The sequence below is a fragment of the Micromonospora lutea genome (assembly GCF_016863535.1).
In the GTDB taxonomy this organism is placed as follows: Bacteria; Actinomycetota; Actinomycetes; order Mycobacteriales; family Micromonosporaceae; genus Micromonospora; species Micromonospora lutea.
The window spans coordinates 232,053-250,360 of record NZ_BOPB01000005.1 but is presented as its reverse complement, the minus strand read 5'-3'; the positions used below and the strand labels follow the sequence as shown (position 1 = coordinate 250,360).

Here is an 18,308-nt window from a genome sequence, read left to right as displayed (position 1 = left end):
GCCGGCCACCGGAGCGCCGCGCACCGCCCGAACCGACCAGGCGCAACCGTCCAGCCGGAGCCAAACGTCAGACGATCCGAACCGAATGACGTCGGCGGTCATGTCGTCGGCGCTCCCGCCATCACCGGGGCGTCCGCCCATGCCGGGCCGTCGGGGAAGCGGTACTGCGCCAACGAGTCGGGCAGGATCTGCGCGCTCATACCGGGCGCTTCGGGCACCCGGTACCGGCCGCCGCTGATGCGTACCGGGTCGACGAAGTGCTCATGCAGGTGGTCGACGTACTCGATGGCCCGGTCGTCGGTGCTGCCGCTGAGGGCGACGAAGTCGAACATGGCCAGGTGCTGCACCAGCTCGCAGAGCCCCACTCCCCCGGCGTGCGGGCAGACCGGCACCTCGAACTTCGCCGCGAGCAGCAGGATCGCCAGGTTCTCGTTGACCCCGGCGACGCGGCAGGCGTCGATCTGCACCACGTCGACGGCGTCGGCCTGGAGCAACTGCTTGAACATCACCGCGTTGTGCACGTGCTCGCCGGTGGCCACCTTGACCGGAGCGAGTGCCTTGCGTACGGCGCCGTGCCCGAGCACGTCGTCCGGCGAGGTCGGCTCCTCGATCCAGTACGGGTCGAACTCGGCCAGTTCCCGCATCCAGCGGATCGCCTCCGGCACGCCCCAGATCTGGTTCGCGTCGACCGCGATCCGGATGTCCGGGCCGACCACCTGCCGGGCGATGCCCATCCGGCGTACGTCGTCGGCCAGGTTGCCGCCCACCTTGAGCTTGATCAGCCGGTAGCCCGCCGCCACCGCTTCCCGGCAGAGTCGGGCCAGCTTCTCGTCGTCGTAGCCCAACCAGCCCGGGGTGGTGGTGTACGCCGGGTAGCCCTCGGCCCGGAGCCGCCGCTCGCGTTCACCCCGTCCCGCCTCGGCGGCCCGCACCAACGCCACCGCCTCGTCCTCGGTGAGGGCGTCGCGCAGGTAACGGAAGTCGACCTGGGCGACCAACTGTTCCGGGGTGAGGTCGGCGAGCAGCTTCCACAACGGCTTGCCGGCCCGCCGGGCCGCGAGATCCCACACCGCGTTGACCAGACCACCGGCGGCCATGTGCACGACCCCCTTCTCCGGCCCGAGCCAACGGATCTGGCTGTCACCGACGAGCCGACGGGCCAGCGCCCCCGGGTCGGCGACCAGGTCGTCGACCCGCAGGCCGACCACCATCGGAGCGAGCGCCCGCACCGCCGCCACCTGGAGGTCGGTGCCACGACCCACGGTGAAGACCAGCCCGTGTCCCTCGGCGCCGGCCGATGTCCGCACGATGACGTACGCGGCGGAGTAGTCGGGGAACGGGTTCATCGCGTCCGACCCGTCGCGGTGCCGGGACGTGGGGAACCGTACGTCGATGGTTTCTACGGACGAGATGCGCTCAGTCACCACAACTCCTGGGAGGTCGAACAGGTGGGCCTGGTTGCCTGCCTCGCAATGAGGGCCGGCCGGCGGGCGGGCCGCCTCACGTCTGCGCCTTACCTCCGGTGATACGGGAGACCACGAGGGCCACCAGGATGACGGTGCCGTTGAGGAAGTTCGTCCACTGCGCGGGCACCCCGGCCAGGGTCAACACGTTGATGATCATGAAGAGCAGCAGGACGCCGGTGAAGGCGCCGAAGACGCTGCCCCTGCCGCCGTTGAGGCTGACGCCACCGATCACCGCCGCCGCGAAGACCTGGAAGATCGCACCGCTGCCCTGGGCCGACGGCACCGCCGCGAGCCGACCGCTGATCAGCAGGCCGGCGAGGGCCGCGAGCACACTGGCCACGATGAGGGCCATCCAGAGCACCCGGTCGGTGCGGATACCCGCCGCACGGGCGGCGTCGGCGTTGCCGCCGATCGCGTACAGCGCCCGACCTGCGCGGGTGTAGCCGAGGACGACGATCCCGACGGCGAACAGCAGCAGTGACAGCCAGATCGAGGCCGGCACGCCGGCCCAGGTGGCGGAACCGAGATAGGTCATCGACTCGGGCAGCATGAAGAAGGTCTGGCCACCAGAGATGCCGGTGAGCAGACCGCGCAGGACGATCAGCATGCCCAACGTGACGATGAAGCCGTTGAGGCCGAAACGGACGATGAGCAGGCCGTTGAAGGCACCCACGAGAGCGCCGACGAGCAGCACCACCGGGACCGCCCAGGCGTCCGGTAGCAGGTCGAGTCCGAGGCCCCGGGTCAACGCCGGGTCCACGACCAGCCAGGCCGCGATACCCGGTGCGAGGCCGAAGGTGGACTCCAGCGACAGGTCCATCTTGCCGGTGATCAGCACGATGGTCTGGGCGAGGACCACGATCGCGATCTCCGACATGCTCTGCAGCACGTTGATGATGTTGTCGGTGCTGAGGAAGACCGGGCTGACGATCGACCCGACGATCGCGACCGCGATGATCGCCGGTACCAACGCCAGGTCACGGAGTCGCGCGATGGCCAGGCTGCGCGACGAGGCGCCCGGTGGAGGTGGTGGCGGCGTGGCGGTTGGCCGCGCGCTGGTGGAGAGCGTCTCAGACATGGTGGAGGTCCACCCCTTCCATCGCGGCTACCAGGTCGTTGTCGCTCCAGCCGTGGGGCATCTCGCGGACGACCCGTCCCTGGAACATCACCAGTACGCGATCACAGATCCGCAGGTCGTCGAGTTCGTCCGAGACGACCAGCACGCTGGTGCCGCGACGGCGTACCTCCTCGACCACACCGAGCAGCGTCTGCTTGGAGCGCACGTCCACCCCGGCCGTCGGGGTGATCAGGACCAGCACCTTCGGATCACTGGCCAGTGCCCGACCCATGACCACCTTCTGCTGGTTGCCGCCAGAGAGGTCGGAGACCGGCACCTGCGGCCCGGCCGCCTTGATCGCCAGATCGGCGATGGTGTCCCGGGCCAGGGCATCACGCCGGGCGGGCGAGATGAGTCCGCGCCGACCGATCCGACGCGGGACGGTCATGGTGACGTTCTCGGCGATGGACAGCAGCGGAACCAGCCCTTCGCGGTGCCGGTCCTGCGGCACCAGCCCGACACCAGCGTCGAGAGCGTCCGGCACGCTGCCGGGACGCAACGTCCGACCATCGACGACGACCGTCCCGCCCGCCCGCCGGGCCAGGCCGACGATCGCCTCGGCGGCCTCGACCTTGCCGCTGCCACCGCCGCCCGCGATGCCCACCACCTCGCCCGCCCGAGCCTCGAAGGAGAGCTCGGCACCGGAGACGGTGACCAGGTCACGAACGGACAGCAGCACCGGCGCGTCGACGGTCAGCCGCCGATGATCGGCCTCGGGCAAGGTCACGTCCTCACCCGTCATCGCGGCGACCAACGCCGATCGGCTCAGCTGCGCCACCGGGGCGGTGACGATGTGTCGGGCATCGCGGAAGACCGTCACCTGGTCGCAGATCTCGTAGATCTCCTGCAGGTGATGACTGATGAACAGGAAGGTCACGCCCTGCGCCCGCAGCTCCCGGATCCGCTGGAACAGGCGGTTGATGCCGGCGCCGTCGAGCTGGGCGGTCGGTTCGTCGAGAATGATGAACCGGGCGCCGAAGGAGAGCGCCCGGGCGATCTCGACGAACTGCCGCTGCTCGACGGAGAGAGTCGACGCGGGCTGGCGTACGTCGACCTCCACCGACCACGCCGCCAGCAGTTGCTCCGCCTCACGTCGCAGCCGCGACCAGCAGATGAACCCGGCCCGGCTGCGGGCGTGCCGGTTGAGGAACAGGTTCTCCGCGACGGTGAGCGCGCCGATGATCGTGGATTTCTGGTAGACGCACGCCACCCGCCTGCGCCAGCCGTCCCGGTCGCCCAAGGGCGGTGCCGGACGTCCGTCGAAGGCCACCGCGCCGTTGTCGGCCGCCTGCAACCCGGTGAGGATGCTGACCAGCGTGGACTTGCCAGCGCCGTTGCGCCCGACCAGGGCGTGGGTCTCGCCACGACGGACCACGATCCCCGCGTCGGCCAGCGCCACCGTCGAGCCGAACCGTTTGGTGATGTGCACGGCCTCGACGACGGGCTGGTCGGCACCGGCCAGCCCGTCGGTCGGCCCTTGCGGGATGACGCTCATGCGTTGTTGCCCCACAAGGAAGCGTCGTCGAACTTCAGGGTGGGCTCACCCGCGATCGGCGCACCGTCCGCCGTCACCAGCGGTGCCGGCAGTTGGTCCTCCAGCAGGCCGTCGCGCACCTGGATGATGGTGCTGCCGTGCTCGGTCGGGCCCGGCTGGAACGTCTTGCCCTCGACCGCCGCCTGCACGTACTCCAGGCCGTACCTGGCGTAGAGGTCGGCGGGCTGGCTGACGGTGGCGTCGATCAGCCCGGCGCCGATGTTCTTCAGCTCCTCGGGGATGCCGTCGTTGGAGACCACGAAGACGTGCTTGGGGTCGCTCGGCGGCACCTGGAGACCCCGCTGCTTGAGGATCTGGAGGGTCCCCGACAGGGCGAATGACGACTGCATGTAGATGCCCTTGATGTCCGGGTCGGAGGCAAACCGGGTCTGCAGCTTCGACGCCGCCACGTCCGCCTTCCAGTCGGTGGCCTCGCCGAAGACGGTGATGCCGGGGAACTCCTTCTGCATGCACTCGTTGAACGCCTCGGTGCGGTCCCGACCGTTGATCGAGTCCAGGCCGCCCTGGAGCATGACGACCTTGCCGTTGCCACCGAGCTTGGTGCCGAGGAACCGGCACGCCTTCGTGCCGTAGGCGCGGTTGTCGGCCCGGACGACCATGAACACGTTGCCGGTGTCCGGCCGGGTGTCGATGGTGACCACCGGGATCTTCTTGCTGTCCAGTTGGGACAGCGTCGGTGCGATCGCGGCGGTGTCCTGTGGCGCCATCACCACACCCTTGACGCCCTGACTGATGAAGGTCTGGGTGTTCGAGATGAGGTTGGCGATGTCGTTCTGCGAGTTCGTCGTCTTGACCTCGACGCCCAGGTCGTCGGCGAACTGCGGGACGTATCTGATGTAGGAGTTCCAGAAGTCCGTGTCGGAGCGGGGATAGTCCACCCCGATGACCGGGGAGCCGCCCGATCCGGTTCCGTCGGCCGCGCCCTCACCGCAACCGGCCGCGACGGTGGCCGCAGCGCCGAGGATCAACGTCAGGCTCAGCCTCAGTAGTGCCCTATTTTTCATGGTCGTTCCTCCATATCCGGGACGGGACATGGCGATCCCTCCAAGAAACGCGGTGGCGGAGTGGTGGAACTCACGTGCTTAGACATCAGACGTTAGAGGTTTCCGCCGCGCAACGTCAACGCCCATGAATCGGGTGTGAAGATACGAAGCCGACAGAACGATGACTCGGAGGGATCCAGACATCAGATGGATCGCGCCCAGCGGGCGAGGCTTCCCACAACTACCGCGACGCTCACCGTCGGCCGACACACACCACCGGAACGGCCGCGTGGCGCGGCGGATGACCGCCCGCGAGCCCTCGGGTCCTGAATGTTGACGATCACATCAAGGTGCCTGCTGCCGCCGTGCCAAGTGCGGGAGCATCGCCTGCGCACGTTAACATCGATAAGGTTGAGAATGCTAGCGTCGTCTCCGACGATCAGGAGGGCGCCGAGGTCGCTCGTCGGCACCGCACCGGCCAACCTGTCAGACCTGGCTGGCAGGGTGGTCCCCGGACGCAGGAGCGATTGGAGCAATGTGATGAGCCGCCACATCCAGGTCACCTTCGACGCCCACGACCCCACGGCGTTGTCGACGTTCTGGCGGGAGGCACTGGGCTACGTCCACCCCGGCCCACCCGGAGTCGACCTTCCCGAGGGTGCCGACCCGCTGGCCGCGTGGGACGACTTCCTCGCCGGGATCGGCGTACCGCCCGAGCAGCGCAACACCAGGGCGGCCATTGAAGACCCGGAGGGGCACGGTCCACGGCTGTTCTTCCAGCAGGTGCCGGAGGACAAGGTCGTCAAGAACCGGGTGCACCTCGACGTGCGGGCTGCCCCCGGGCTCACCGGAGCGGAGCGCGGATGACCGCGCTGCAGGCCGAGTGTGATCGGCTGGTCGCGTTGGGCGCCACGCAGTTGCGTCGGGTCGAGCCCGCGCCGCCACTCGAAGCGGGCTTCATCGTGTTGACCGACCCCGAGGGCAACGAGTTCTGCCTCGACTGACGGGAGCGACGTCCCGGTCCCGTCCGGGCTACCCCTGCTCCGCGATGAGCGCCAGCAGATCGGCGTGCGTACGCGCGTCGGCCGCCGCGACGAGCCCGCCCACGCTGCTGCGCCACGGCCGGCCGTCGATTCCGGTCACCACGCAACCGGCTGCTTCGCAGAGCGCGATGCCCGCCGCGAAGTGCACGTTGTCGCGGAGCTGACCGTCGGTCACGTACGCCGCGCGCCGCCCGGCCGCGACCCACGCCACCGCGAGCGTGGTCGAGACGACCCGCGGCCGGAACCGCTCGCCGAACCTCTCGTGGGCGAGCAGCCGGGCGGTCCGGAACACCGACCTGTTGGGAAACGGTGGATCGAGATTGACGTCCACCAACCTCGATTCGGCCGATGGAACGAGCCGCTGATCGACGCCGGCGCTCCGCACGCCGGCTTCGACGCCGTCGGTCCAGAAGGTCTCCTGCGCGAACGGGTCCGCCGAGGCCGCCACCACAACCCGCGTTCCGACCCGCAAGGCCACGTTGACCGAGACCAGCATGGTGCGTACGGCGAAGTTCAGCGTCCCGCACAGCGGGTCGACCAACCAGAGGCGTTCGCTCCCGCCGGTTCCGGTGCGACCGCTCTCCTCCGCGAGCACGGGGTCGTCGGGACGGGCGGCCCGCAGGACGGCGAGGATGGCCTCTTCCGCCTCGACGTCGGCGGTTGTGGCGAAGTCCCCGGCCGACTTCGCGAAACGAACCACCGATGTTCCGTAGTGGGCACGTACCACCGCCGCACCGGCCTCCGCCGCGTTGATGGCCAGGTCCCGGTCACTGATCGACATCCCCGCTCCTTTGTCCAACGAAGGCCGACAAGCAGAAGGTCTCCTGCGCGAACGGGTCCGCCGAGGCCGACGCTGACCCTGACCGAGCGGGATCGTGGCCACGCCGTACGCCTCGTACCGCTTTGGCTCGGCGGTGACAAGGGGTCACCCCAGGCAGTTCCGCACCGCCGCGGCGAGCAGGTTGCCCCGCTCGTCGTCGACTCCGCCCATCTGGTTGACGACATAGCCGAAGCCGACCTGGTGGGTGTCGTCGCCGAAGGCCAGGTGCCCACCCGCGCCGTCGTGACCGAAGCTGCGCTCACCGAGCATCGGGCGCGGCGACGAGTGGACGAGGAACCCGGTGCCCCAGCGGTGACCGGCGTCGGGGTGCCCGTACACCTGTTGACCGGCGGCCCGGACGGTGATGGCGTCGTCGACGGACGCGGTGGTGAGCAGCCGGGGTCCGTTGATCTCGGAGACGCAGGCGCCGTAGAGGCGGGCCAGGCTCTCGGCCGTGCTGATGCCGCCCGCGCCGGGGACCTGCGCGGCCTGGATGGCCGGGTCGTTGAAGCTGACCTCGTTGTTCTCGTCGGCGGGGAAGGGGAAGGCGCCGCCCATGGTGATGGCCCGGTCGGAGACCGGGTCGATGTCCGGGCCGGTGTCGCCGATCGGCCCCAGCATCCAGGCGACCGCGCCGCGTTCGGCGGCCGGTAGCCCGATCCAGGTACGCAGGCCGAGCGGTTCGCCGAGGGTGCGGGTGAGGAAGGCGCCGGGCATCTCACCGGTGATCCGGCGGACAACCTCGCCGATCAGCCAGCCGTAGGTGATCGGGTGGTAGCTGTGCGCCGTGCCCGGCTTCCACAGTGGAGTCTGCGCCTCGATCGCCTTGATCACCGGATCCCAGGCGAGCACCTCCTCGCGGCTGAACGGCTTGTCCAGCGCCGGCAGACCGGACTGGTGGGTGAGCAGCCAGCGCACCGGGATCTCCGCCTTGCCGTGCTGGCCGAACTCCGGCCAGTAGCGGGTGACCGGGGCCGCCAGGTCGAGCCGGCCCTGCTGCACCAGCAGGTACGCGCAGATCGCCATGATCCCCTTGGTGACGGAGAAGACCACGGCGGGCGTGTCCGCGCGCCAGGGCCGGCCGGAGCGGGGGTCGGCCAGTCCGCCGTACAGGTCGACGACCTTGCGGCCGCGCAGGTAGACGGCGACGGCGGCGCCCACCTCACCCCGGCTGGCGAAGTTTTCCCGGAAAACGTCGGCGACCGGGCCGAAGCCCTCGTCGACGTGCCCGTGGATCTGCGGGTCGGTCAACTCGCTATCCCTTCACGGAGCCCTGGAGCAGGGCCTTGATGAACTGTCGCTGGAAGATCAGGAACACGATCAGGGTAGGAGTGAGGATAAGCAGCGATCCGGCGCAGAGCAGCACCAGATCCGTCCCCCACTGGCCCTGGAACGCGCCGAGCGCACCGGCCATCGTCCGCTTGGTGGCATCGTCGACCATGACGATGGCGAGCAGGAACTGGTTCCAGGTCCAGAGGAACAGCAGGATGGTCAGCGAGGCGATGGCCGGCCGGGCCAGCGGCACGTGGACCCGCCAGAACAGTTGCCAGGTGTTGCTGCCGTCGACTCGGGCCGCCTCGGAGAGTTCGGGTGGCACGTTGATGAAGTGCGCCCGCATCCAGAACACCGCGAACGGCATGTACAGGCCGATCAGCGGGAGGATGATCGCCCATCGGGTGTTGAGCAGGCCAAGGTCGCGCATCTGGTAGTACAACGGGGTGACCACCGCCTCGAAGGGCAGGGTCAGGCCGAGCAGCAGCAGTGCGAAGGCGATGTGACCGCCGGGCACCCGCAGGTGGCCGAGCCCGAAACCGGCCATGGTGGCGATGAGTACGCCGATCGGCACCACCCCGGCCACGATCAGCAGGCTCGACTTCAGCAGGGCGCCCATGTTCGCCGCGGTGAAGGCGTCGGCGAAGTTGCCCCACTGCGGATCCGACGGCCAGGCCAGGCCGGTGGGTACGGTGCCGCGCGGTTGCAGCGCCGCCGACAGCATGCTCAGGAACGGCAGCAGGGTGACAACGACCAGCGCGATCAGGAAGATCCGGCCGGTCAGCCGCTCACTGCGACTGGTCAGGTTCACGCCTTCTCCCCTCGGGTCAGTCGCTGGATCGGCAGGACGCAGAGCACGACCAGCAGCATCAGCACGACGCCCAGCGCCGAGGCGAGCCCGACCTGCCGCTGCGAGAAGGCGAGCCGGTAGATCTCCAGGCCGGGCACGGTGGTCTGGATGCCCGGGCCACCGCTGGTGGAGATGTAGACGATGTCGAAGCTGGCCAGAGCAGCGATGATGGTCACGGTCAGGCAGACGCCGATCTCCTGGCGCAGGCTGGGCAGGGTGACGGCGAAGAACTCCCGGATCGGGCCGGCGCCGTCCATCCGGGCTGCTTCGTAGAGCGACGGGTCGATCTTGCTCATGCCGGTGACCAGCAGGATCGTGCAGAGGCCGAGCATGACCCAGGTGCCGATCACCCCGACCGCGGGCAACGCGGTGGTGAACTCACCGAGCCAGGAGCGGGTGAGCGCGTCCAGCCCGACGGCGCGCATCGCCTGGTTGACCAGACCGCTGCTGGACAGCATCCAGCTCCAGGCGATGCCGGCCGCCACCAGCGGAATCACCTGGGGCAGGAAAAGCACGGTACGGACCAGGGTGCCGCCCGGTCCGGTGGTGATCCGCCGCACCAGGCTGGCCACCAGCAGGCCGAGCAGGACGGGGATGAAACTGAAGAAGATGATCAGTACGAACGCGTTCGTGATGATCTTCAGCAGGTCCCGGTCGGTGAAGACGGTCAGGTAGTTCTCGAAGCCGACCCAGCGCGCCGGCCCGATGCCGTTCCAGCGGTACAGCGAGTACTGCACGGTCATCGCGAGCGGGCGCAGCACGAAGAACCCGTACATGATCAGCGCGGGCAGGACCCACAGCCAACCGATCCACCGGGCCGTGCGGCCCCACCGCTTCCGGTGGGGCCGCACGGGCTGGTCGGGGTTGCCCCCGCCGGATCGGGGCGTGATGCCCGACCCGGCGGGGGCGCTGCCGAGGGCAGACGTCATCGGGACAGTTCCTTCTCGTACTCGGCCTGGACCGCCTTCACATAACCTTCGGGGGTCTGCTGGCCGGCGATCAGCTTCTGCATCTCCGGAGTGATGGCCGAGGCGAAGATGCCACCGGTCGCGTTCGCGGTGAAGTCGACCGCGCCGTTGTCGGCACCGAGCTGCTGCGAGGCCTTGAGGGTCTCGGCCAGCACGGTGCCTTCGTTCACCGCCGGCAACGGCAGGTCGGCCGGGCCGCCCGGGTGCGAACCGCCGATCTGGACCGCGATCTCCCGGGCCTTCTCGTTGGTGTGCGCCCAGTTGAGGAAGAACACGGCGGCGTCGGCGTTCTTGCCCCGTGCACCGACGCCGAAGGTGTTCGGCGCGGACATGGCCACCCGCTTGGCGTCGGCGGTCTCGCCCGGGAAGAGGAAGAACCCGACCTCGCCGGCCATGTTCTTGTCCAGGTTCGCCGACTCCCAGTCGCCGTTGAACATGAACAGACCGTTGCCCTTCTGGAACTCGCCCATCATCGCGGTGTAGTCGATGGCGTTGGCGTCCTTCGGGAAGTAGCCGGCCTGGGCCCACTTCTGGATGGTCTGGGTGGCCTTGAGCGCGGCCGGGGTGTCGAAGGTGGCACCCTGCTTCTGGAAGATCCAGTCGGCGATCTGAGTCGGGTCGCCGAAGTGGTTCTGCAGCGCCTGGTGCGGGAAGTTGATGCCCGCGGTGTTCTTGTTGAACTGCATGATCGGCTGCAGGTTGGTCGCCTTGGCCTTGGCCAGCAACTCCTCGAACTCGGCGATGGTGGCCGGCGGCTGGGTCATGCCGATCTGCTGGGCCTGCTTCTTGTTGTAGAACACGCCGGTGACGCTGTAGCCGAGGCCCATGCCGTAGAGCGAGCCGCTGCCGCGCTCCGCGCCGCCCTCGGTGAGCCGCAGCTGCACCAGCGAGGAGGCCGGGAACTTGTCCCATCCGTACGCGTCGAAGTAGGGGTCCAGGTTCTTCAGCAGCCCGTCCTTGACCAGGTCGACCATGGTGGGCAGCCGGATGATGTCGGGTGCGTTGTCCGAGGCGAGCACCCGGGGGGCGTTCTCCGTAATCACGGTGAACTGGTCCTCGCGAATGTTGAACGTGACGTTCGGGTGCTGCTTCGTGAACTCGTCGGCGAGGGCCTTGGCCAGCGGGAAGCCGGTCTCGGCGTACATCTCCAGAGTGATCGGGTCGGTACCCAGTTCGGTGCTGACCGGGGTGTCGGAGTCCCCCGTGGGGGTCTGCTCCGAACCGGGCGCACTACAGGCCGTGATGGCCAGACTGACGCCAAGTAGTGGCGCCAGCAGCGCCAACCGGCGTCGGATGAATGTCGTCGGGAACTCCGGCACCTCTAGCTCCTTGACTAAAACGCGTCGCTAAACTGATTTAGCAGAGCATGCGCGCGTCACCGGTGACTGTCAAGGACGAGTTCGCAACGGTCTGGAAACGGATCTGCTCCATCGGCTCGCGCAGCGCCTGGACGCGGCCCGTGCACACGGAGGCGACGCGACCCGCCATGATGGGACGGCGGCGGCGTCGTTACGCACCGCCGTGAACGGAGGACGCAATGGGTCGGGAGAGAGCGACACTGGCCGACGTGGCGCGACGCGCGGGTCTGTCCAAGACCGCCGCGTCGATGGTGCTGAACGGGCGCGAGGGCACCCGGCTCTCCGCCGAGGCGCACCAGCGGGTCTTCGCGGCCGCGGAGGAGCTCGGCTACCGCCCCAACGTCGCCGCCCGCAGCCTACGCACCCGCAAGACCGCCACCATCGCGTTCGTCTCCGACATCGTCGCCACCACCCGCTTCGCCGGTGGTCTCATCCGGGGCGCCCTGGACGCCGCCCGCGAGCGTGACCACGTCCTGCTGATCACCGAGACGCAGGGCGACGCGACGTTCGAGCGGTACGCCATCGAGGCGATCCTCGACCGTCAGGTCGACGGTGTGATCTACGCGGCCATGGCGACCCGTCGACTGGCGGTGCCGCCGGCCATCCTCGGCGGGCCGGTGGTGCTGCTCAACGCCACCAGTCCAGAGTCGCTGCCCTGCGTACTGCCCGACGACGAGGGCGCCGGCGCGATGGCTGCCGAGACACTGCTCGCTGAGGGCCACCGGGACCGGATCGCCGTGATCGGTCGCAACCGGCAGAAGGAACGTGACCCGGAGATCTCGCTGGCCGCCGATGCCCGGTTGCGTGGCATCCGGGGCGCCCTCGCCGCCGCCGGCGTTTCCCTGCTCACCGAGAGCTTCTGCCCGGAGTGGCTGCCGGAGCACGGCTACGACGCCATGCGTACGCTGCTGGACCGCCCAACCCGCCCCAGCGCGGTGATCTGCATGAACGACCGCCTCGCCTTCGGCGCGTACCAGGCGCTCGGCGAGGCCGGGCTGACCATTCCCGGGGACCTTTCAGTGATCTCCTTCGACGACGACCCGATCGCCGCGTGGCTGCGTCCGGGGCTGTCCACCGCGGCGCTGCCACACGAGGAGATGGGCCGCCGCGCGGTGGAGGTGCTGCTCGACGGCGGGGACGGTGGCGCGTCGTTCGTCCCGATGCCGCTGCGTCGACGGCGATCCGTGGCTGCCCCTGCCGCCTGATCCGCACGTCCCCTGGTCAGGGTGGGCAGCACCCACCGTGGCCGCTAAACCGATTCACTGGTACGTTTCCCGCCATGCTTCGACTGCCCGACCACTGGGTGTGGGACAGCTGGTACGCCCAGGACGACGCCGGCCGCTGGCACGCGTTCTTCCTGCGCGCCTCCCGGGCACTGCTCGACCCGCACCGTCGGCACCGGCGCGCCTCGATCGGCCACGCGGTCTCCACCGACCTCCGCTCCTGGCAGCTGCACGCCGACGCCCTCGTACCGGCCGAGGCGCCCGCCTGGGACGACCTGGCGACCTGGACCGGCTGCACGGTGCGCGGACCGGACGGTCGGTGGTACCTCTTCTACACCGGGGTCAGCCGGGCCGAGGACGGCCTGGTGCAGCGCATCGGCCTGGCCGTCTCCGACGACCTGGTCAGCTGGCACCGGCACGGCGACGCGCCACTGCTGGAAGCCGACCCGACCTGGTACGAGCTGTTCGACCGCGAGATGTGGTACGAGCAGGCCTGGCGCGACCCGTGGGTCTTCCCGGACCCCGACGGCGACGGCTGGCACATGCTCATCACCGCCCGTACCAACCAGGGACCGGGTGACGCACGCGGTGTCATCGGCCATGCCACCTCCCCCGACCTGGTGAACTGGACGGTCCGGCCGCCACTGACCACCCCGGCCGGGTTCGGTCACCTGGAGGTGCCGCAGGTCGCCGTCGTCGACGGGCAGCCGCTGCTGCTGTTCTGCACCAACGCCTTCGCCGCCGGCCGGGAAGCCGGGCAGCGGCTCTGGGTGGCCACCGGTCCCACGGTGCGGGGACCGTGGGACATCGCCGCCGCCCGGCCGGTTCCGCAACCGCACCTGTACGCGCCGCGCCTGGTTCCCGACGGTGACGGATGGTCCCTCATCGGCTTCGTCGAGCACGCCGACGGCGAGTTCGTCGGTGAACTCAGCGATCCCGTCCCGGTCCGCTACGACCCCGCCGTCGGCCTGGTTTCCCGGATCGCAGCCACCGTCGCCGAGTGAGGTACCGGCAACGCCCGTCCACCTCGCCCCCCGCCCAGTCCCCGCTGACCATCGAAACCACCTCGAACCCGTGCCCCAGCACCACCCACCGCTAGTGGGCAGGGGCCAGGGTTGGGGTGGGGGGCAGGGTTGGGGTGGGGGTGTTGGGGGCGATGCGGAGTCGTACGTCGGTGCCGATCCCGATGCCGAGGGCGAGAAGCTCGTTGCGGGTGAGGGTCACCGTGACCGGCTGTCCGTCGGCCGTGGTGACCTCGACCCGGATCTCGAAACCGATCCGGGTGACCCGGGTGATCCGGCCGGGCACGCCGTCGCCGCCGTCGGTCGTGAGCTGAAGGTCGTGGGGACGCACGAGTTGGTCGCCGAGCTGGGTGACCGGGCCGAGGAAGCGCATGACGAACTCGTTCGCCGGGCGGTCGTACAGGTCGTCCGGCGCGCCGACCTGTTCCACTCGCCCGTCGTTGATCACCACGATCTCGTCGGCGACCTCAAGCGCCTCCTCCTGGTCGTGGGTGACGAAGACGGTGGTGACGTGCACCTCGTCGTGCAGCCGGCGCAGCCAGTCCCGCAGTTCCTTGCGGACCTTCGCGTCGAGGGCGCCGAACGGCTCGTCGAGCAGCAACACCGTCGGCTCCACGGCCAGGGCGCGGGCCAGCGCCATCCGCTGCCGCTGCCCGCCGGAGAGCTGCGTGGGCAGCCGGTCGCCGAACTGTCCCAGATGGACCAGGGCCAGCAGTTCGTCGACCCGCCGTCGGATCTCCTCCTTGGACCGCTTGCGGATCTCCAAACCGAAAGCCACGTTGCGGCGTACCGACAGGTGTTTGAAGGCCGCGTAGTGCTGGAAGACGAACCCGACGTTGCGCTGCTGCGGAGGCAGCCTGGTGGCGTCCACCCCGTCGATCTCGACCCGCCCGGTGTCGGCGCGCTCCAGACCCGCGATGATCCGGAGCAGGGTGGACTTACCGCCGCCGGAGGGACCGAGCAGCGCCGTGAGCCGACCGGCCTTGATGCTCAACGACACGTCGTCCAGTGCGACGAAGTCCGCGAACCGCTTGCCGACGTGGGAGATCTCGATGCTCAACGCTCTTCCTTCGGCCTGAGAACGGACACGACGATGATGCAGGCCACCGCGACGAGTGCGAGGAGGAAGGCGGTGGCGTACGCCCCGCCCTTGTCGAAGTTGAGGTACTTCTCCTCCACCACGAGGGTGGCCGTACGGGTGTCACCGAGCACGTTGCCGGACACCACCTTGACCGCGCCGAACTCGCCGAGCGAGCGGGCGAGGCTGAGCACGACCCCGTAGATCACGCCCCACTTGATGGACGGCAGCGTGATCCGACGGAACGTCTGCCAGGCATTGGCGCCGAGGCTGCGGGCGGCCTGTTCCTGCTCGTCGCCGACCTCCTGCAACACCGGCACGACCTCCCGGATGACCAACGGCAGGGCGACGAACACCGTGGCCATCACCATGCCCGGCACCGCGAAGATGATCTGGAACCCGGCCGCCTCCAGGGTCGGACCGAACCAGCCGTCACGACCGCCGTAGACCAGGATCAACGCGAGCCCGACGACGATCGGTGAGACCGACAGCGGCATGTCGAGCAGGGCGTTGAGCGCCCGCTTGCCGGGGAAGTCGTAGCGGACCAGCAGCATCGAGATGCCGACACCGAACACCGTGTTGATGACCACGGCGACCACCGCGATCACCACGGTGAGTTGCAACGCGTGGGTCACGTCGGGGTCGGTGAGGATGGCCCGGAAACTGGCCAGCCCGTCGGCGAAGGCGTTGCGCCCCACCAGATACAACGGCCAGGCCACCAGGAAGAACAGGTAGGCCACCACCACGGCGCGCAGGACATGGCGGGCGGGACGGCGACCGACCGGGGTACGGGCGGCGATCGAACTGTCAGCCACGGCGCACCACCCTCCGCTGGATGACGTCGAGGAACACGATGACGGCGAGCGAGACGGCCAGCAGCACCACCGCGACCGCTGCCGCGCTGTCCGGGTTGTCGTTCTCGACGCTGCTGAGGATCCGCACCGAGGCCACCTCGGTACGCATCGGCAGGTTGCCGGAGAGCAGGACCAGGGAGCCGTACTCACCGACGGCGCGGGCGAAGGAGAGCGCGGCGCCGGCGGCGATGGCTGGGATGAGGCTGGGCAGGATGATGCGTCGGAACGTGACGAGCCGGCTCGCGCCCAGCGAGGCTGCCGCTTCCTCGGCCTCCGGATCAAGCTCGGCCAGCACCGGCTGCACCGTCCGCACGACGAACGGCAACGTGACGAAGAGGAAGGCGAGGAACACCGCGATCCTGGTGTTGGCGATGTTGACGCCGAGCGGGCTGTCCGGCCCGTACAGCGACAGCAGCACCAGACCGGCGACGATCGTCGGCAGCGCGAACGGCACGTCGATGAGGACTTCGAGGGCCCGTTTGCCGACGAAGTGGTCCCGTACCAGCACCCAGGCGATCAGGGTGCCCATGACGACGTTGACCAGCGTGACGAGCAGCGCGGTACCCACGGTGAGCCGCAGCGTGGCGGCGGTCTGCTCGTTGGTGACCGTTCGCCAGAACCCCGCCCAGCCGCCCTCGGCGGCGGTCGCCACCACGGCGGCTAGTGGGATCAGCACCAGCAGGCTGAACCACACCATGGCGACGCCGAGGCCCAGACCGGAGACCCGGGTCAGCGGCAGCCCGGCCCGGGCCGGCCGACGGTCACCCGCCGGCCGGTCCGGTACCAGAGTCGTCGAGGTCACTTCGCCTTCCCGGAAGCCGCGATGACCTTGGTGACGATGCCGTCGCTCTCGTCGAAGAACTTCTTCGACAGCGCCGACCAGCTCTCGAAGTCCGTGTCGACCGTCAGCAACTTCCGCGGTGCGGGGAACGGGTCGTTCGGGTCGAGGGCCCCCTCGATGCCACTGGTGTCGACGCCGTCGATGATCGGCCGGAAGCCGGTCAGCGCGAACTGCCGCTGACCCTGCGGGCCGAGCACGAAGTCCAGCCACTCCTTCGCCTTCGGGTCGGCGTCGGTGAGGATGGCACCCGGGTTCTGGATCAGGATGGTGGTGGGCGGCAGGACCCAGTCGAGGTCCTCACCGTTCTGCCGGGCCAGGATCGTCTCGTTCTCGTAGGCCAGCAGGACGTCGCCGGTGCCGCCGAGGAAGGTGGTGGTGGCGTCCCGGCCGCTGCCCGGCAACGACACCACGTTGGCGAAGAGCTTGGTGAGATACTCCTCGGCCTGGGCCTCGGTGCCGCCGTTGGCGGCGATGTGCCCCCAGGCGGCGAGGGCGTTCCAGCGGGCGGCACCCGACGACGCGGGGTTCGGCGTGACGATGCCGATCCCCGGCTTGATCAGGTCGTCCCAGCCCTGGATGTTCTTCGGGTTGCCCTTGCGTACGGCCAGGACCACGACCGAGGACGAGACGATGCCCTTGTTCGGCCCGTCGTCCCAGCTCTCCTCGACGAGTCCGGCCTCGACCAACCGGGTCACGTCGCTGCTGACGGAGAAGTGCACGTAGTCGGCCTTGAGGCCGGAGACGACGGCCCGGCTCTGGTCGCCGGACGCACCGTACGAGGTGCGGAATCGGACCCCCTTGCCCGCCTCGGTCTTGTTCCATTCCGCGGCGATGGCCTTGTTCGCCGCCTCGGGTACCGCGAAGCCGACGATGCTCAGCGTGGCGGAACTGCCGGCGGCGTCCCCGCCACCGCAACCCGCCAAGGCCATGCCGACGACCACGGCCAGGGCGCTGACTGCTCTGATCCGGTGCCTCATCTGCGAACCCGTCCTCCTCCAGTGCGCCCGCACTAAATAAAACCGATTGGTTAAATAGGTAATTTGCCCAGCACGTTCCCATCGCAGGGACGGCTCGCGCACCGAATATCCCACTAACTTGACAGGTTTTCAAGCCTTCATGACGGTCGTTGGCCGCCGCACCGTCAGCACGGCTCGCTACGGACAGTTGTTGCTGGTCAACCGGACCGTGTACTCGGCGTCATCCACAGTGATGCCGGACGGGGTGCCGTCGAAGAAGGTCTCCACCTTCTGCCAGCCCCGCCGCTGCTCGTAGTGCAGGTGGGGAGCGCCGGAGTTGCCGGTGCTGCCGATCCGGCCGATCTGCTGGCCCTGGACCACCCGCTCGCCGGCCTCCACCATCGGCGGCTCCAACAGGTGCAGGTACTGCGTCTCCCACCGCCCACCGTGGTCGATCTTCACCCAGTAACCACCGCCACGGCCCCGGGGACCGTCCGGGTTGTCCGGGGTACGACCACCCAGCGACCCGTTGATCCCGGCCACGGTGACGATGCCCTCGTACGAGGCGAGCACCGGCTGACCCCACGGGTCACCGGAGAGCGGGAAGAAATCCACATCGTATTCGCCGTGCCCCGGATAGGTGCCGACCTGCCACGTCTCCCCGCAGGTGACCGGCATCTGGAACAACGGTCGAGGCCCCGCCGGACGCAGCACGATCACGGCCGCCACGACCAGGGCGATCACGATACCCAGGGTGAACAGGAGCCCGAACCTGGTCCGGCGGGCGCGGCGGCGGGAACGGGGTTGGCCGGTCGTCACGGCCCAGAGCATGGCAGAGACCGGCAACCTGTCTTGTGGCGCCTCACGATCACTGATAGACATCACATGTCTTGCCGGATCAT

General features: G+C 69.1%; 16 protein-coding genes and 1 pseudogene. 3 read left to right on the top strand and 14 right to left on the bottom strand.

What is annotated here, in order from left to right; genetic code table 11:
* Nucleotides 1-98: 98 nt before the first annotated feature.
* From Vlu01_RS06420 to Vlu01_RS06405, 4 genes are all read right to left on the bottom strand, one after another.
* Complete coding sequence (locus tag Vlu01_RS06420) at nucleotides 99-1,427, bottom strand: enolase C-terminal domain-like protein (protein WP_203995381.1); 1,329 nt, start codon at nucleotides 1,425-1,427, stop codon at nucleotides 99-101.
* A 73-nt stretch (nucleotides 1,428-1,500) separates the two neighbouring features.
* Entirely contained in the window at nucleotides 1,501-2,544 is a 1,044-nt protein-coding gene (locus Vlu01_RS06415; RefSeq protein ID WP_203995380.1) for an ABC transporter permease, read from the bottom strand.
* Nucleotides 2,537-4,078 (bottom strand): sugar ABC transporter ATP-binding protein, encoded by a 1,542-nt coding sequence (locus tag Vlu01_RS06410; RefSeq protein WP_203995379.1) that lies wholly within the window; start codon nucleotides 4,076-4,078, stop codon nucleotides 2,537-2,539. The genes Vlu01_RS06415 and Vlu01_RS06410 overlap by 8 nt, the downstream gene beginning before the upstream one ends.
* Nucleotides 4,075-5,142, bottom strand: a complete 1,068-nt coding sequence (locus Vlu01_RS06405; protein ID WP_203995378.1) for a sugar ABC transporter substrate-binding protein — start codon at nucleotides 5,140-5,142, stop codon at nucleotides 4,075-4,077. The genes Vlu01_RS06410 and Vlu01_RS06405 overlap by 4 nt, the downstream gene beginning before the upstream one ends.
* A gap of 519 nt (nucleotides 5,143-5,661) precedes the next feature.
* Here Vlu01_RS06405 and Vlu01_RS06400 point away from each other — a divergent pair.
* Nucleotides 5,662-6,125 (top strand): annotated as a pseudogene (locus tag Vlu01_RS06400) (VOC family protein).
* Between the two features lie 28 nt (nucleotides 6,126-6,153).
* On the opposite strand, the gene Vlu01_RS06395 reads toward Vlu01_RS06400, so the two are convergent.
* From Vlu01_RS06395 to Vlu01_RS06375, 5 genes are all read right to left on the bottom strand, one after another.
* A complete protein-coding gene (locus tag Vlu01_RS06395) occupies nucleotides 6,154-6,945 on the bottom strand; it encodes an inositol monophosphatase family protein (RefSeq protein ID WP_203995377.1) in 792 nt (263 codons plus the stop codon).
* Nucleotides 6,946-7,089: 144 nt separating this feature from the next.
* The gene (locus tag Vlu01_RS06390) at nucleotides 7,090-8,235 is read right to left on the bottom strand and encodes a serine hydrolase domain-containing protein (RefSeq protein ID WP_203995375.1); all 1,146 of its coding nucleotides are present in this window, start codon (nucleotides 8,233-8,235) and stop codon (nucleotides 7,090-7,092) included.
* A gap of 4 nt (nucleotides 8,236-8,239) precedes the next feature.
* On the bottom strand, nucleotides 8,240-9,067 hold the full coding sequence (locus Vlu01_RS06385) for a carbohydrate ABC transporter permease (RefSeq protein ID WP_203995374.1): 828 nt from the start codon (nucleotides 9,065-9,067) through the stop codon (nucleotides 8,240-8,242).
* Nucleotides 9,064-10,035 carry a carbohydrate ABC transporter permease gene (locus Vlu01_RS06380; protein ID WP_203995367.1) on the bottom strand — a complete coding sequence of 324 codons (972 nt, stop codon included), beginning with the start codon at nucleotides 10,033-10,035 and terminating at the stop codon, nucleotides 9,064-9,066. Before Vlu01_RS06380 ends, Vlu01_RS06385 begins: the two co-directional genes overlap by 4 nt.
* Entirely contained in the window at nucleotides 10,032-11,393 is a 1,362-nt protein-coding gene (locus Vlu01_RS06375; RefSeq protein WP_203995365.1) for an ABC transporter substrate-binding protein, read from the bottom strand. Before Vlu01_RS06375 ends, Vlu01_RS06380 begins: the two co-directional genes overlap by 4 nt.
* A 218-nt stretch (nucleotides 11,394-11,611) precedes the next feature.
* Between Vlu01_RS06375 and Vlu01_RS06370 the strand changes: the two genes are divergently transcribed.
* Both Vlu01_RS06370 and Vlu01_RS06365 read left to right on the top strand, forming a co-directional pair.
* Nucleotides 11,612-12,637 carry a LacI family DNA-binding transcriptional regulator gene (locus tag Vlu01_RS06370; RefSeq protein WP_203995363.1) on the top strand — a complete coding sequence of 342 codons (1,026 nt, stop codon included), beginning with the start codon at nucleotides 11,612-11,614 and terminating at the stop codon, nucleotides 12,635-12,637.
* Between the two features lie 74 nt (nucleotides 12,638-12,711).
* The gene (locus Vlu01_RS06365) at nucleotides 12,712-13,659 is read left to right on the top strand and encodes a glycoside hydrolase family 68 protein (protein WP_203995356.1); all 948 of its coding nucleotides are present in this window, start codon (nucleotides 12,712-12,714) and stop codon (nucleotides 13,657-13,659) included.
* A gap of 91 nt (nucleotides 13,660-13,750) precedes the next feature.
* Here the strand turns inward: Vlu01_RS06365 and Vlu01_RS06360 are convergent, their stop codons facing one another.
* The 5 genes from Vlu01_RS06360 to Vlu01_RS06340 all read right to left on the bottom strand — a co-directional run bounded on the left by Vlu01_RS06360 (nucleotide 13,751) and on the right by Vlu01_RS06340 (nucleotide 18,225).
* A complete protein-coding gene (locus tag Vlu01_RS06360) occupies nucleotides 13,751-14,737 on the bottom strand; it encodes a sulfate/molybdate ABC transporter ATP-binding protein (RefSeq protein ID WP_203995349.1) in 987 nt (328 codons plus the stop codon).
* On the bottom strand, nucleotides 14,734-15,570 hold the full coding sequence (locus Vlu01_RS06355; RefSeq protein ID WP_203995345.1) for a sulfate ABC transporter permease: 837 nt from the start codon (nucleotides 15,568-15,570) through the stop codon (nucleotides 14,734-14,736). Before Vlu01_RS06355 ends, Vlu01_RS06360 begins: the two co-directional genes overlap by 4 nt.
* A complete protein-coding gene (cysT, locus tag Vlu01_RS06350; RefSeq protein WP_203995343.1) occupies nucleotides 15,563-16,411 on the bottom strand; it encodes a sulfate ABC transporter permease subunit CysT in 849 nt (282 codons plus the stop codon). Before cysT ends, Vlu01_RS06355 begins: the two co-directional genes overlap by 8 nt.
* Nucleotides 16,408-17,427 (bottom strand): sulfate ABC transporter substrate-binding protein, encoded by a 1,020-nt coding sequence (locus Vlu01_RS06345; RefSeq protein ID WP_203995341.1) that lies wholly within the window; start codon nucleotides 17,425-17,427, stop codon nucleotides 16,408-16,410. Before Vlu01_RS06345 ends, cysT begins: the two co-directional genes overlap by 4 nt.
* 177 nt (nucleotides 17,428-17,604) lie before the next feature.
* Nucleotides 17,605-18,225 (bottom strand): M23 family metallopeptidase, encoded by a 621-nt coding sequence (locus tag Vlu01_RS06340; RefSeq protein WP_239095732.1) that lies wholly within the window; start codon nucleotides 18,223-18,225, stop codon nucleotides 17,605-17,607.
* Between the last annotated feature and the right edge of the window lie 83 nt (nucleotides 18,226-18,308).

Bases quoted from the DNA above. Each gene is read 5' to 3' on its own strand.
- Vlu01_RS06415 (WP_203995380.1), bottom strand. From the start codon at position 2,544: ATGTCTGAGACGCTCTCCACCAGCGCGCGGCCAACCGCCACGCCGCCA.
- Vlu01_RS06410 (WP_203995379.1), bottom strand. From the start codon at position 4,078: ATGAGCGTCATCCCGCAAGGGCCGACCGACGGGCTGGCCGGTGCCGAC.
- Vlu01_RS06405 (WP_203995378.1), bottom strand. From the start codon at position 5,142: ATGAAAAATAGGGCACTACTGAGGCTGAGCCTGACGTTGATCCTCGGC.
- Vlu01_RS06395 (WP_203995377.1), bottom strand. From the start codon at position 6,945: ATGTCGATCAGTGACCGGGACCTGGCCATCAACGCGGCGGAGGCCGGT.
- Vlu01_RS06380 (WP_203995367.1), bottom strand. From the start codon at position 10,035: ATGACGTCTGCCCTCGGCAGCGCCCCCGCCGGGTCGGGCATCACGCCC.
- Vlu01_RS06370 (WP_203995363.1), top strand. From the start codon at position 11,612: ATGGGTCGGGAGAGAGCGACACTGGCCGACGTGGCGCGACGCGCGGGT.
- Vlu01_RS06365 (WP_203995356.1), top strand. From the start codon at position 12,712: ATGCTTCGACTGCCCGACCACTGGGTGTGGGACAGCTGGTACGCCCAG.
- Vlu01_RS06345 (WP_203995341.1), bottom strand. From the start codon at position 17,427: ATGAGGCACCGGATCAGAGCAGTCAGCGCCCTGGCCGTGGTCGTCGGC.